Here is a 14249-nt window from a genome sequence, read left to right on the forward strand (position 1 = left end):
ACGCCGGGCGTTTCTTTTTATACGCACCGATAAATATCAAGGACTTACACATGAATCCTGATGCTCCTCTTCAGCTATTGGGTGGCCTGAGCGCACGCGAATTCCTGCGCGATTACTGGCAGAAGAAGCCCTTGCTGGTGCGCCAGGCCATCGCCGATTTCGAGAGCCCGATTTCTCCCGATGAACTGGCTGGCCTGGCCCTCGAGGAAGAAGTCGAGTCGCGCCTGGTGCTCGAACATGGCGAAACCCCGTGGGAAGTTCGCCGCGGCCCATTCGCCGAGGATGCGTTCGCCGACCTGCCGGAGCGTGACTGGACCCTGCTGGTGCAGGCCGTCGACCAGTTCGTACCCGATGTTGCCGAACTGCTGGAGCAATTCAAGTTCCTGCCCAAGTGGCGGATCGACGACGTGATGATCAGCTTCGCCACACCAGGTGGCGGCGTTGGCCCGCATTTCGACAACTACGACGTATTCCTGCTGCAGGCCCATGGCCGCCGCCGCTGGCAGATCGGCCAGATGTGCGACGCCCAAAGCCCGCTGTTGCCGGATCTGGACATGAAGATCCTGGCTCAATTCGATCAAACTGAAGAATGGGTGCTCGAGCCCGGCGATATGCTCTATCTGCCGCCGCTCCTTGCCCACTGTGGCACCGCCGAGGACGATTGCATGACTTATTCCGTGGGTTTCCGCGCACCCAGCGCGGCCGAAGTTCTGACCCATTTCACTGACTTCCTTGGCCAGTTCCTGCCGGACGAAACGCGTTACAGCGACGCCGGCACCGCGCCGACCAGCGACCCGCACGAGATTCAGCGTGACGCCCTCGAGCGCCTCAAGGCGCTGCTCGCCGAGCACATGAGCGACGAGCGCCTGCTGATGACGTGGTTCGGCCAGTTCATGACCGAGCCCAAGTACCCGGAACTGGTCGAAGGCATCGAGATCGACGAGGACGGCTTCCTCGATCAGCTCGAGGATGGCGCCATTCTGGTTCGCAACCCAAGCGCGCGCCTGGCCTGGTCGGAAGTCGGCGATGGCCTGGTACTGTTCGCCAGCGGGCAAAGCCGCCTGGTCTCCGCCAGCCTGCGCGAATTGTTGAAGATGATCTGCTCGGCCGACGCCCTGCACCTGGAAAACCTCGGCCCATGGCTGGGCAACGACGAGGCCCGCGAGCTGGTGCTCGAACTGGCCAAGCAAGGAAGCCTGGAGTTTGCTGCCGATGAATGACCTGCACGTACGCATCGCCGACTGGCACAAGGATTACGAAGAGCTGCATCGCATCCGCGAAACCGTCTTCGTCGCTGAACAGGCCGTGCCGCCTGAACTGGAATGGGACGCCGAAGACAGTGATGCCGTGCATTTTCTCGCCTGCGAAGGCGACTACCCGATCGGTACGGCACGCCTGCTCGCCGACGGCCAGATTGGCCGGGTAGCGGTGCTCAAGGACTGGCGCGGCCTGAAGGTCGGTGAAGCCCTGCTGCAGGCGGTGATCGCCGAAGCGCAAAAACGTGGCCTGAGCCAGCAAATGCTCAGCGCCCAGGTGCAGGCGACGCCGTTCTATGAAAAGCTGGGCTTCACTGTAGTGAGCGAGGAGTACCTGGAAGCCGGTATCCCTCACGTCGACATGGTGCGCAGCAGCTGATCTCAGCCGTGGCACACCGGTGCCACAGAGGTCAGCATGAACGACGAACACACGCCCGCCGATCTCGAGCCCATCGAGTTCGAATCGCCCGGGCGTTTTACCCTGCACAACCCGGACAGCCCCCTGCCACAGCCGGCCGCCTGGGAGCCGGCACCCTTCGTGCTCGGCAGCGAGTCGGCCGTGCAGCGTTTCAGCCTGCCCGACCAGGCCCGCAGCCACGCCCTGGCGATGATGCAGCAGGCCAGGCGCACGCTGTGCCTCTACAGCCCCGATCTCGAACCCTGGCTCTACCATCACAGCAGCATTCACGCAGCCTGTAGCGATTTTCTACTGCGTCATCGCCACAGCAGCCTGCGCATCCTGGTGTGCGACAGCAGCCGCGCGGTTCGTGACGGGCACCGACTCATCGCCCTGTCGCGAAAACTGCCCAGCCACCTGCACATTCGCCGCTGCCATCCTGATTACCCTGTTCCTGAGGGCGCCTTTCTGCTGGCTGACGACCAGGGCGTGCTGATGCGCCCGGAGCCGGATCAGTTCGGCGGCTATGCGAATTACCAGGACGCCGCCCGTGTTCGCCAGTTGCAGCGACTATTCGACCAGACCTGGGATACCAGCATCACCGATCCTGACTTGCGAAGTTTTCTGCTATGAAGAGATTTATTGCCATGAAGAGCTTTCTGCCATGAAGCGACACGTTCTCGGCGCCGCCCTGCTCGCGCTCAGCCTCTCGGCACTGGCCGCCACCGAAGTCATTCCACTCAACTACCGCACCGCAGGCGACCTGCTGCCCGTGGTGCAATCGGCGCTCGGTAACGACGGGCGGGTGAGTGCCTACGGCAACCAGTTGATCGTGAATGCGTCGCCAGCGAAGATCGAGGAGGTGCGCGCCCTGCTCGGCCAGCTCGACACTCAGCCGCGGCGCTTGCTGATCAGCGTCGACACCAGCGAATCGACCTACCGCGACGACCGGGGTTACGGGGTCGACGGCAGCATCAGCGCCGGCAACGGCCGCGTGGAAATCGGCCGTGGCGAAGTCGACGGTCGCGACCAAGCGCGCATCATTCGCCGCAGCACCGACAGCCGCGGCGGCGGCACGCAGCAGGTGCAGACCAGCGAGGGTTACCCGGCGCTGATCCAGGTTGGCCAGAGCGTGCCGGTGACCACCAGCAGCCGCGGCCCTTACGGCCAGGTGTACAACAACACCGAGTACCGCAACGTCACCCAGGGCTTTTACGTCACTGCCAGCCTGGCGGGCGAGATCGTGCACCTGGATATCAGCAGCAACCGTGACCGGGTCAGCCAGCAGCAACCCGGCGTTATCGACATCCAGCAAGCCGACACCCGGGTCAGCGGACGGCTCGGCGAGTGGATCACCATCGGCGGCAGCAGCGAGCAGAGTCAGGCCGACCGCAGTGGCGTTCTGCGCCGCTACTCGACCGAAGGCCGCGACGACATGAGCATGCGCGTGAAGGTCGAGGTGATCGACTGAAAGCCCCGTAAAACGTGACCATACGGTCGATCTAAGACTTATGTAGTACTCCTAAAAAAACACTACAAAAACGATTGACGAACATTTCCGTCGGTCGCATGATGGCCTCGCTCCCGCTAATCAGGGGTTCTGGAAACGGAACCTCCGGGTCAGTCTCCGCGCACCGCAGGGATCGATTCGTGTTGTTACGCCCACAAGGCAGCTCGACGAGATGGCGACTGGAACGAGGTTGTCCTGAGGGACGGGGAAGCGTTTCACGCATCGAACGGCACAGTGCCAAGGGCGTCCACGGGCCTGCACGCACTACCGCTCGCCTACCCGGCGGCGGGCACACGATGCGCTTCGTCCACCCGGCCACGGCCCTCCTCTTTCCGGTTTCCTCTCAACGTCTGCGGTGAGCTCGCGCCGAGCCTGCGCTTCCATGCGCGATGCCCGGTGCTCGACCAAACACACACTTGAAGGATTGACCATGTCAGCTTACGAAAACGACATCAAAGCCGTTGCCGCCCTGAAAGAAGCCGCTGGCAGCAGCTGGAGCGCTATCAACCCGGAATCCGTCGCTCGTATGCGCGCCCAGAACCGCTTCAAGACTGGCCTGGATGTAGCCAAGTACACCGCGGCCATCATGCGCAAGGACATGGCCGAGTACGACGCCGACTCGTCCGTCTACACCCAGTCGCTGGGCTGCTGGCATGGCTTCATCGGCCAGCAGAAACTGATTTCCATCAAGAAGCACCTCAAGACCACCAACAAGCGTTACCTGTACCTGTCCGGCTGGATGATCGCCGCGCTGCGTTCCGATTTCGGCCCGCTGCCGGATCAGTCCATGCACGAGAAGACCGCGGTCGCAGCACTGATCGAAGAGCTGTACACCTTCCTGCGCCAGGCCGACGCCCGTGAGCTGGATCTGCTGTTCAGCGCCCTCGATGCGGCCCGCGAGTCGGGCGATCGTGGCAAGCAGAGCGAGATCCAGGCGCAGATCGACAATTTCGAAACCCATGTGGTACCGATCATCGCCGACATCGATGCCGGTTTCGGCAACCCCGAGGCCACCTACCTGCTCGCCAAGAAGATGATCGAAGCCGGCGCCTGCTGCATCCAGATCGAGAATCAGGTCTCCGATGAGAAGCAGTGCGGCCACCAGGACGGCAAGGTCACCGTGCCCCATGCCGACTTCCTCGCCAAGATCAACGCGGTGCGCTACGCCTTCCTCGAGCTGGGCGTGGACGACGGCGTGATCGTCGCCCGTACTGATTCCCTGGGTGCCGGCCTCACCAAGCAGATCGCCGTGACCAGCGAGCCGGGCGACCTGGGCGACCAGTACAACTCGTTCCTGGATTGCGACGAAATCAGCCCGGCCGAACTGAAGAACGGCGACGTGGTGATCAACCGCGAAGGCAAGCTGCTGCGCCCCAAACGCCTGCCGTCCAACCTGTTCCAGTTCCGCAAGGGCACCGGCGAGGATCGCTGCGTACTGGACAGCATCACCTCGCTGCAGAACGGCGCGGACATGATCTGGATCGAAACCGAGAAACCTCACGTCGGCCAGATCAAGGCCATGGTCGATCGCGTTCGCGAAGTGATCCCCAATGCCAAGCTGGTCTACAACAACAGCCCGTCGTTCAACTGGACCCTGAGCTTCCGCCAGCAGGTGTTCGATGCGCTCGAAGCCGACGGCAAGGACGTATCGGCCTACGATCGCGCCAAGCTGATGAGCGCCGAGTACGACGAAACCGAACTGGCCCAGATTGCCGACGAGAAGATCCGCACCTTCCAGCGTGACGGTTCGGCCAACGCTGGCATCTTCCACCACCTGATCACTCTGCCGACCTACCACACCGCTGCGCTGTCCACCGACAACCTGGCCAAGGGCTACTTCGCCGACCAGGGTATGCTGGCCTACGTCAAGGGCGTGCAGCGTCAGGAGATCCGTCAGGGCATCGCCTGCGTCAAGCACCAGAACATGGCGGGTTCGGATATCGGCGACAACCACAAGGAGTACTTCGCCGGTGAAGCGGCTCTGAAGGCTGGCGGCAAGGACAACACCATGAACCAGTTCCACTGAGAACTGGCGCCCGCCCGAGCACACGTTTCGAGCCTCGGCCCCGGCAGCGATGCCGGGGCTTTTTTATTGGCAACTAAGGCGCCCAGCTTTAAAGGCGCCAGTTATCGAGACGAGCCGCCTGGAGAAGCGTTAAAAGAATACATTCTCAAATGACATATATTCCTATTGAAGCGAGTTTTACTTTCCACTACATATAACTTCCCCGCGCAGCCGAAGTTTCCGCCTTGTTTTGTAGCTCCTTGATTTGCGTGGTTTTCTGAAAACGGGCTGATTGCAGACATGCGACGTTTTATTATTTTTTTGTACTGAAAAATTTACTTACACCAAATACAGGCATAACATTATGCGAATTGATTCAAGGCGCTTAATGCCTTGCCATAATTTTAAATCGTGCGTTAAGCCGTTCCTTGCCTGAGGAGCCCCGGCATGCTGGAAGCAAGCAGTTCCCTGTCCCATAACTGGGCGTTGGCCGTTTTTCTGCTGGGCGTCGTTGGCCTCTGTGCCTTCATGATGGGCGTCTCCAGCCTGCTGGGCAGCAAAGCCTGGGGGCGCAGCAAGAACGAGCCTTTCGAATCGGGCATGCTTCCCACCGGTAGCGCGCGTCTGCGCCTGTCCGCCAAATTCTATCTGGTCGCGATGCTCTTCGTGATCTTCGACGTCGAAGCCCTCTTTCTCTTCGCCTGGGCCGTCTCCGTTCGCGAAAGCGGCTGGGCCGGCTTCATCGAAGCAGCCGTTTTCATAAACATTCTGTTGGCAGGTCTTGTCTACCTTTGGCGTATCGGTGCGCTGGATTGGGCACCCGAGAGTCGTAAGGCTCGGCAGGCGAAGCTGAAACAATGAGGCTTTGGCGATGCAATACAAACTCACTCGGATCGATCCGGATGCTCCCAACGAGCAATACCCGATCGGCAAGCGGGAGGTCGTTACCGACCAACAGCTAGAAGACGAAGTGCACAAGAACATCTACATGGGGAAACTCTCGGATGTTCTCAGCGGTGCGGTGAACTGGGGTCGCAAGAACTCCCTGTGGCCGTACAACTTCGGGCTTTCCTGCTGCTACGTGGAAATGACCACCGCGTTCACCGCGCCGCACGACGTCGCGCGATTCGGTGCCGAGGTAATCCGTGCATCCCCACGCCAGGCCGACTTCATGGTCATCGCCGGCACCTGCTTCATCAAGATGGCGCCGGTCATTCAGCGTCTCTATGAGCAGATGCTCGAACCCAAGTGGGTCATTTCCATGGGGTCGTGCGCCAATTCCGGCGGTATGTACGACATCTATTCGGTCGTTCAGGGTGTCGACAAGTTCCTTCCCGTCGACGTCTACATTCCCGGTTGCCCGCCCCGCCCCGAGGCGTTCCTGCAAGGCCTGATGCTGTTGCAGGAATCCATCGGTCAGGAGCGCCGCCCGCTGTCCTGGGTCGTTGGCGATCAAGGCGTTTACCGCGCCGAGATGCCTTCCCAGAAAGAACAGCGCCGCGAGCAGCGTATTGCGGTTACCAACCTGCGTTCCCCTGACGAAGTCTGAGTCCTGCCTCCTTATAGAGCCGGACTCACTCTCACCGTTGACCGATAGCGATCGAGACCATGACTGCAGACACCATCGTGTCCATTGCGCCGTACAAGGCGGACGACCAAGACGTCGTCGTTGAGCTTCAATCCCGTTTTGGCGCCGACAGCTTCACGCTGCAGGCCACCCGCACCGGCATGCCGGTGATCTGGGTCGGCCGCGACAAGCTCGTCGAAGTGCTGCGCTTCCTGCGCCAGACCACCCGTCCCTACGTCATGCTGTATGACCTGCACGGCGTCGACGAGCGCCTGCGCACCCAGCGTCGCGGCCTGCCGGACGCCGATTTCACCGTGTTCTATCACCTCATGTCGCTGGAGCGTAACAGCGACGTGATGATCAAGGTGGCGCTGCGCGAGGGCGACCTCAATCTGCCGTCCGTGACCAGCATCTGGCCGAACGCTAACTGGTACGAGCGCGAAGTGTGGGACCTGTACGGCATCCACTTCACTGACCACCCGCACCTGACGCGCATCATGATGCCGCCGACCTGGGAAGGTCACCCGCTGCGCAAGGACTACCCGGCGCGCGCTACCGAATTCGACCCGTTCAGCCTGACCCTGGCCAAGCAGCAGCTCGAGGAAGAGGCCGCGCGCTTCAATCCCGAAGACTGGGGCATGAAACGCCACAGCGAGAACGAGGACTACATGTTCCTCAACCTCGGCCCCAACCACCCGTCCGCCCACGGTGCGTTCCGTATCATCCTTCAGCTCGACGGTGAAGAAATCCTCGATTGCGTGCCGGAAATCGGTTATCACCACCGCGGTGCCGAGAAGATGGCCGAGCGCCAGAGCTGGCACAGCTTCATCCCCTACACCGACCGTATCGACTACCTCGGCGGGGTGATGAACAACCTGCCCTACGTGCTCTCGGTCGAGAAGCTCGCCGGCATCAAGGTGCCGCAGAAGGTCGACACCATCCGCATCATGATGGCCGAGTTCTTCCGCATCACCAGCCACCTGCTGTTCCTGGGTACCTATATCCAGGACGTGGGCGCCATGACCCCGGTGTTCTTCACCTTCACCGACCGCCAGCGCGCCTACAAGGTGATCGAAGCCATCACCGGTTTCCGCCTGCACCCGGCCTGGTACCGCATCGGTGGCGTCGCCCACGACCTGCCGCGCGGCTGGGACAAGCTGGTCAAGGAATTCGTCGACTGGCTGCCCAAGCGCCTCGACGAGTACGAGAAGGCTGCACTGAAGAACAGCATCCTCAAGGCCCGTACCATCGGTGTGGCCCAGTACAACACCAAGGAAGCGCTGGAATGGGGCACCACCGGTGCCGGCCTGCGTTCCACTGGCTGCGATTTCGACCTACGCAAGGCGCGCCCCTACTCCGGCTACGAGAACTTCGAGTTCGAAGTGCCGCTGGCCGCCAACGGCGACGCCTACGACCGCTGCATGGTGCGCGTCGAGGAGATGCGGCAGAGCATCAGGATCATCGATCAGTGCCTGCGCAACATGCCGGAAGGCCCGTACAAGGCGGATCACCCGCTGACCACGCCGCCGCCGAAAGAGCGCACGCTGCAGCACATCGAAACCCTGATTACCCACTTCCTGCAGGTTTCCTGGGGCCCGGTCATGCCGGCCAACGAAAGCTTCCAGATGATCGAAGCGACCAAGGGTATCAACAGCTACTACCTGACCAGCGACGGCAGCACCATGAGCTACCGCACGCGCATCCGCACGCCGAGCTTCGCCCACCTGCAGCAGATCCCTTCGGTGATCCGCGGCAGCATGGTTGCCGACCTGATCGCGTACCTGGGCAGTATCGACTTCGTCATGGCCGACGTGGATCGCTGAGGAGAACACCATGAACATGATTCAGACCGACCGTTTCGCCCTCAGTGAAACCGAGCGCTCGGCCATCGAGCACGAGATGCACCACTACGAGGACCCGCGTGCGGCGTCCATCGAAGCCCTGAAGATCGTGCAGAAGGAGCGCGGCTGGGTGCCGGACGGTGCCGCCGATGCTATCGGCGCGATTCTCGGCATCCCGGCCAGCGACGTCGAAGGTGTCGCCACCTTCTATAGCCAGATTTTCCGCCAGCCCGTCGGCCGTCACATCATCCGTGTATGCGACAGCATGACCTGCTTCATCGGTGGCCACGAGAACGTGCTGGGCAGCATCAAGGCCGAACTGGGCATCGTGCCCGGCCAGACCACCGCCGACGGCCGCTTCACCCTGCTGCCGGTGTGCTGCCTGGGCAACTGCGACAAGGCCCCGGCGATGATGATCGACGACGAAACCTTTGGCGACGTGCAGCCCGAAGGCGTGGCGCAACTGCTGGAGAACTTCCAATGACCAGCCGCAGCTCCAACCTGCTGACCTCCTTCGGCCCGGCCAACCGCATCGCCCGCAGCGAAGAGACCCATCCGCTGACCTGGCGCCTGCGCGACGACGCCCAGCCCGTATGGCTCGACGAATACCAGCGGAAGAACGGTTATGCCGCCGCCCGCAAGGCCTTGGCCGAGATGGCCCAGGCCGACATCGTGCAGACGGTCAAGGATTCCGGCCTCAAGGGCCGCGGTGGCGCGGGCTTCCCCACCGGCGTGAAGTGGGGCCTGATGCCCAATGACGAATCGCTGAACATCCGTTACCTGCTGTGCAACGCGGACGAGATGGAGCCCAATACCTGGAAGGACCGCATGCTGATGGAACAGCTGCCGCACCTGTTGGTGGAAGGCATGCTGATCAGCGCCCGGGCGCTCAAGGCGTACCGCGGCTACATCTTCCTGCGTGGCGAGTACGTCGACGCCGCCGCCAACCTCAATCGCGCCATCGAAGAAGCCAAGGCAGCCGGCCTGCTGGGCAAGAACATCCTGGGCAGCGGTTTCGATTTCGAGCTGTTCGTGCATACCGGCGCCGGGCGTTACATCTGCGGTGAAGAAACCGCGCTGATCAACTCCCTGGAAGGCCGTCGCGCCAACCCGCGCGCCAAGCCGCCCTTCCCCGCTGCGGTGGGCGTGTGGGGCAAGCCGACCTGCGTCAACAACGTCGAGACCCTGTGCAACGTGCCGTCGATCATCGGCAACGGCGTGGACTGGTACAAATCCCTGGCCCGCGAAGGCAGCGAAGACCACGGCACCAAGCTGATGGGCTTCTCCGGCAAGGTCAAGACCCCGGGTATCTGGGAACTGCCGTTCGGCATCAGCGCCCGCGAGCTGTTCGAGGACTACGCCGGCGGCATGCGCGACGGCTACACCCTCAAGGCCTGGCAGCCTGGCGGCGCCGGCACCGGTTTCCTGCTGCCCGAGCACCTCGAGGCCTCCATGTACGCCGCCGGCATCGCAAAGGTCGGCACCCGCATGGGTACCGGCCTGGCCCTGGCCATCGACAACACGGTGAACATGGTTTCGCTGCTGCGCAACATGGAAGAGTTCTTCGCCCGCGAATCCTGCGGCTGGTGCACGCCATGCCGCGACGGCCTGCCGTGGAGCGTGAAGATCCTCCGTGCCCTGGAACGCAAGCAGGGTACCCGCGAGGACATCGACACCCTGCTCGGCCTGGTCAATTTCCTCGGCCCCGGCAAGACCTTCTGTGCTCACGCACCGGGCGCCGTGGAGCCACTGGGCAGCGCGATCAAATATTTCCGTGAAGAGTTCGAAGCCGGTGTGGGCGCCCCTGCGCCGCAGCCACCGGTAGCGGCACACGCGGTATAGGCCCGATGGCCGGACGAGTGGGCGCGATGGCGCCGTCCGGCCCAGGCAAAGACAAGAATTCCCTTAGCCCGTCCGCTTTCGAGCGGGCAAACGAAGACTGAAGAAAAATGGCCACTATCCACGTAGACGGCAAAGATCTCGAAGTCGATGGTGCAGACAACCTGCTGCAGGCCTGTCTGTCCCTTGGTCTCGACATCCCCTACTTCTGCTGGCACCCGGCGCTCGGCAGCGTTGGCGCCTGCCGCCAGTGCGCGGTGAAGCAGTACAGCGACGAAAACGACAAGCGCGGCCGCCTGGTCATGTCCTGCATGACGCCGGCCACCGACAACAGCTGGATTTCCATCGACGACGAAGAGGCCGTGGCCTTTCGCAAGAGCGTCGTCGAGTGGCTGATGACCAACCACCCGCACGACTGCCCGGTCTGCGAGGAAGGCGGCCATTGCCACCTGCAGGACATGACGGTGATGACCGGCCACAACGCCCGTCGCTATCGGTTCAGCAAGCGCACTCACCAGAATCAGGAGCTCGGCCCGTTCATCGCCCATGAGATGAACCGCTGCATCGCCTGCTATCGCTGCGTGCGTTACTACAAGGATTACGCCGGCGGCACCGATCTGGGCGTCTACGGCGCACACGACAACGTGTACTTCGGCCGCGTCGAAGACGGCACCCTGGAAAGCGAATTCTCCGGCAACCTGGTCGAGGTCTGCCCGACCGGTGTGTTTACCGACAAGACCCACTCCGAGCGCTACAACCGCAAGTGGGACATGCAGTTCGCCCCAAGCATCTGCCATGGCTGCTCCAGTGGCTGCAACACCAGCCCGGGCGAGCGCTATGGCGAAGTACGCCGCATCGAGAACCGCTTCAACGGCTCGGTGAACCAGTACTTCCTGTGCGACCGTGGCCGCTTCGGCTATGGCTACGCCAACCGTGAAGACCGTCCGCGTCAGCCGGTGATGATGCTCAGCAAGATGAAGATGGGCCTGGACGCCGCGCTGGATCAGGCCGCGGCCCTGCTCAAGGGCCGCAAGGTGATCGGTATCGGTTCGCCGCGTGCCAGCCTGGAGGGCAACTTCGCCCTGCGCGAGCTGGTCGGCGCTGGCAACTTCTACTCCGGTATCGCCGCAGCCGAGCAGGCCAACATTCGCCTGATCCGCGACGTGCTGCAGAACGGTCCGCTGCCGGTGCCGACCCTGCGCGACATCGAGAGCCACGACGCGGTGTTCGTACTTGGTGAAGACCTCACCCAGACCGCCGCCCGCGTCGCCCTGGCCCTGCGCCAGTCGGTCAAGGGCAAGGCCACCGAAATCGCCGCTGGTGCGAAGATCCAGGATTGGCACATGGCCGCCGTGCAGAACGTCGCCCAACACGCGCTCAACCCGCTGTTCATCGCCAGCGTCACCGCCACTCGCCTCGACGACGTCGCCGAGCAGTGCGTACACGCCGCGCCCGATGACCTGGCGCGCATCGGTTTCGCGGTGGCCCACGCTATCGACCCGAGCGCCCCGGCCGTCGAAGGCCTGGAAGCCGAGGCCAGCGAGCTGGTGCAACGCATCGCCGAGGCGCTGGTGGGCGCCAAGCGCCCGCTGATCGTTTCCGGCGCCTCGCTGGGCAATCGCGCGCTGATCGAAGCCGCCGCCAACATCGCCAGCGCCCTGAAGAACCGCGAGAAGAATGGTTCCATCAGCCTGGTGGTGCCGGAAGCCAACAGCATGGGCATGGCCCTGCTGATGGGTGAGCAGTTCGCCGGCAACAGCCTGGACGACGCCCTCGAAGCGCTGACCTCCGGTCAGGCCGACGCCCTGGTGGTGCTGGAGAACGACCTCTATCACCGTGCCGATGCCGCCCTTGTAGATGCCGCCTTGGCCGCCGCCAAGGTGGTGATCGTCGCCGATCACCAGAGCACCGCCACCACCGCCAAGGCGCACCTGCTGCTGCCGGCTGCCAGCTTCGCCGAAGGTGACGGCACCCTGGTCAGCCAGGAAGGCCGCGCCCAGCGTTTCTTCCAGGTCTATGACCCGTCCTACTACGACGCCAACATTCTGGTGCGCGAAGGCTGGCGCTGGCTGCACGCGCTGCACAGCACGCTGCACAATCGCGTCGTCGACTGGACCCAGCTCGACCAGGTCACCGCTGCCTGCGCCGAAAGCTCCGCGCAGCTGGCCGGAATTCGTGATGCCGCGCCAAGCGCCTCGTTCCGCATCAAGGGCCTCAAGCTGGCCCGCGAACCGCATCGCTACAGCGGTCGTACCGCCATGCGCGCCAACATTAGCGTGCACGAGCCACGTCAGCCCCAGGACAAGGACAGCGCCTTTGCCTTCTCCATGGAAGGCTACTCGGGCAGCAAGGAAGACCGTCAGCAGATCCCGTTCGCCTGGTCGCCCGGCTGGAACTCGCCTCAGGCCTGGAACAAGTTCCAGGATGAAGTCGGTGGTCACCTGCGTGCCGGCGACCCCGGCGTGCGCCTGATCGAAGCCAAGGGCGCAAGCCTGGGCTGGTTCAGCGCACCGACGGCCTTCAACCCGGCCCAGGGCACTTGGCAGGCCGTGCCGCTGCACCATCTGTTCGGCAGCGAGGAAATGTCCTCGCGCGCCGCGCCGATCGCCGAGCGCACACCCGAAGCCTACGTGGCGCTGGCCAAGGATGAAGCCGATCGCCTCGGCGTCAACGACGGCGCCCTGCTGCAACTGAGCGTCAACGGTCAGAGCCTGCGCCTGCCGCTGCGCGTCAGCGAAGAGCTGGGCATCGGCCTAGTCGGCTTGCCGGTCGGTCTGGCAGGCATTCCGGCTGCCATCGCCGGCGCGTCCGTCACCAATATCGGGGAGGCCGCGCAATGAGTTGGCTGACCCCGCAGTTGCTCGACATCATCCAGGAAGTGCTCAAGGCCATCGTCATTCTGCTGGCGGTGGTGGTTACCGGGGCGCTGCTGAGCTTCGTCGAACGCCGCCTGCTTGGCTGGTGGCAGGATCGCTACGGCCCGAACCGGGTCGGCCCGTTCGGCATGTTCCAGCTCGCTGCGGACATGCTGAAGATGTTCTTCAAGGAAGACTGGACGCCGCCGTTCGCCGACAAGCTGATCTTCACCCTGGCGCCGATCATCGCCATGGGCGCCATGCTGGTAGCCTTCGCGATCATCCCGATCACCCCCAACTGGGGCGTGGCGGACCTGAACATCGGCATCCTGTTCTTCTTCGCCATGGCTGGCCTGTCGGTATACGCCGTGCTGTTCGCCGGCTGGTCGAGCAACAACAAGTTCGCCCTGCTCGGCAGCCTGCGTGCCTCGGCCCAGACCATCTCCTACGAGGTGTTCCTGGCCCTGGCGCTGATGGGCATCGTCGCCCAGGTTGGCTCGTTCAACATGCGCGACATCGTCGATTACCAGGCGCAGAACCTGTGGTTCATCATTCCGCAGTTCTTTGGTTTCTGTACCTTCTTCATCGCCGGCGTGGCCGTGACGCACCGTCACCCCTTCGACCAGCCGGAAGCGGAGCAGGAGCTGGCCGACGGTTACCACATCGAATACGCCGGCATGAAATGGGGCATGTTCTTCGTCGGTGAATACATCGGCATCGTGACCATCTCCGCGCTGCTGGTAACCCTGTTCTTCGGTGGCTGGCACGGTCCGTTCGGCATCCTGCCGCAGATCCCGTTCTTCTGGTTCGCGATCAAGACCTGCTTCTTCATCATGATCTTCATCCTGCTGCGCGCTTCCATTCCGCGCCCGCGGTATGACCAGGTCATGGCCTTCAGCTGGAAGTTCTGCCTGCCGCTGACCCTGATCAACCTGCTGGTGACCGGCGCCGTCGTGCTGGCCACGGCCCAGTAAGGAGA

12 protein-coding genes are annotated in these 14249 nt (G+C 62.9%); all 12 read left to right on the plus strand.

Annotated features, from left to right (window positions below):
- The first annotated feature begins 50 nt into the window (after positions 1–50).
- The 12 genes from BVH01_RS10705 to nuoH all read left to right on the plus strand — a co-directional run bounded on the left by BVH01_RS10705 (position 51) and on the right by nuoH (position 14244).
- The gene (locus BVH01_RS10705) at positions 51–1220 is read left to right on the plus strand and encodes a cupin domain-containing protein (RefSeq protein WP_075930302.1); all 1170 of its coding nucleotides are present in this window, start codon (positions 51–53) and stop codon (positions 1218–1220) included.
- Positions 1213–1635, plus strand: a complete 423-nt coding sequence (locus BVH01_RS10710; RefSeq protein ID WP_075930303.1) for a GNAT family N-acetyltransferase — start codon at positions 1213–1215, stop codon at positions 1633–1635. Before BVH01_RS10705 ends, BVH01_RS10710 begins: the two co-directional genes overlap by 8 nt.
- 36 nt (positions 1636–1671) lie before the next feature.
- Positions 1672–2286 (plus strand): histone acetyltransferase HPA2, encoded by a 615-nt coding sequence (locus tag BVH01_RS10715; RefSeq protein ID WP_075930304.1) that lies wholly within the window; start codon positions 1672–1674, stop codon positions 2284–2286.
- 31 nt (positions 2287–2317) lie between these two features.
- Positions 2318–3124 (plus strand): secretin N-terminal domain-containing protein, encoded by an 807-nt coding sequence (locus BVH01_RS10720; protein ID WP_075930305.1) that lies wholly within the window; start codon positions 2318–2320, stop codon positions 3122–3124.
- A 469-nt stretch (positions 3125–3593) separates the two neighbouring features.
- Positions 3594–5189: an isocitrate lyase gene (locus BVH01_RS10725; RefSeq protein ID WP_075930306.1), complete on the plus strand. Its 1596-nt coding sequence runs from the start codon at positions 3594–3596 to the stop codon at positions 5187–5189.
- 426 nt (positions 5190–5615) lie between these two features.
- Entirely contained in the window at positions 5616–6029 is a 414-nt protein-coding gene (locus BVH01_RS10730; protein WP_013791411.1) for an NADH-quinone oxidoreductase subunit A, read from the plus strand.
- A 10-nt stretch (positions 6030–6039) separates the two neighbouring features.
- Positions 6040–6717, plus strand: coding sequence for an NADH-quinone oxidoreductase subunit B family protein (locus BVH01_RS10735; protein WP_013791410.1), 678 nt, complete (start codon positions 6040–6042; stop codon positions 6715–6717).
- A gap of 59 nt (positions 6718–6776) precedes the next feature.
- Positions 6777–8558 (plus strand): NADH-quinone oxidoreductase subunit C/D, encoded by a 1782-nt coding sequence (gene nuoC / locus BVH01_RS10740; RefSeq protein WP_075930307.1) that lies wholly within the window; start codon positions 6777–6779, stop codon positions 8556–8558.
- Between the two features lie 10 nt (positions 8559–8568).
- Complete coding sequence (nuoE, locus tag BVH01_RS10745; protein WP_070887421.1) at positions 8569–9060, plus strand: NADH-quinone oxidoreductase subunit NuoE; 492 nt, start codon at positions 8569–8571, stop codon at positions 9058–9060.
- Positions 9057–10418: an NADH-quinone oxidoreductase subunit NuoF gene (gene nuoF, locus BVH01_RS10750; RefSeq protein WP_075930308.1), complete on the plus strand. Its 1362-nt coding sequence runs from the start codon at positions 9057–9059 to the stop codon at positions 10416–10418. The genes nuoE and nuoF overlap by 4 nt, the downstream gene beginning before the upstream one ends.
- 107 nt (positions 10419–10525) lie before the next feature.
- Entirely contained in the window at positions 10526–13255 is a 2730-nt protein-coding gene (gene nuoG / locus BVH01_RS10755; protein WP_075930309.1) for an NADH-quinone oxidoreductase subunit NuoG, read from the plus strand.
- Positions 13252–14244 carry an NADH-quinone oxidoreductase subunit NuoH gene (nuoH, locus tag BVH01_RS10760; protein ID WP_075930310.1) on the plus strand — a complete coding sequence of 331 codons (993 nt, stop codon included), beginning with the start codon at positions 13252–13254 and terminating at the stop codon, positions 14242–14244. Before nuoG ends, nuoH begins: the two co-directional genes overlap by 4 nt.
- Positions 14245–14249 lie beyond the last annotated feature (5 nt).

It is taken from the genome of Pseudomonas sp. PA1(2017), assembly GCF_001945375.1.
In the GTDB taxonomy this organism is placed as follows: Bacteria; Pseudomonadota; Gammaproteobacteria; order Pseudomonadales; family Pseudomonadaceae; genus Aquipseudomonas.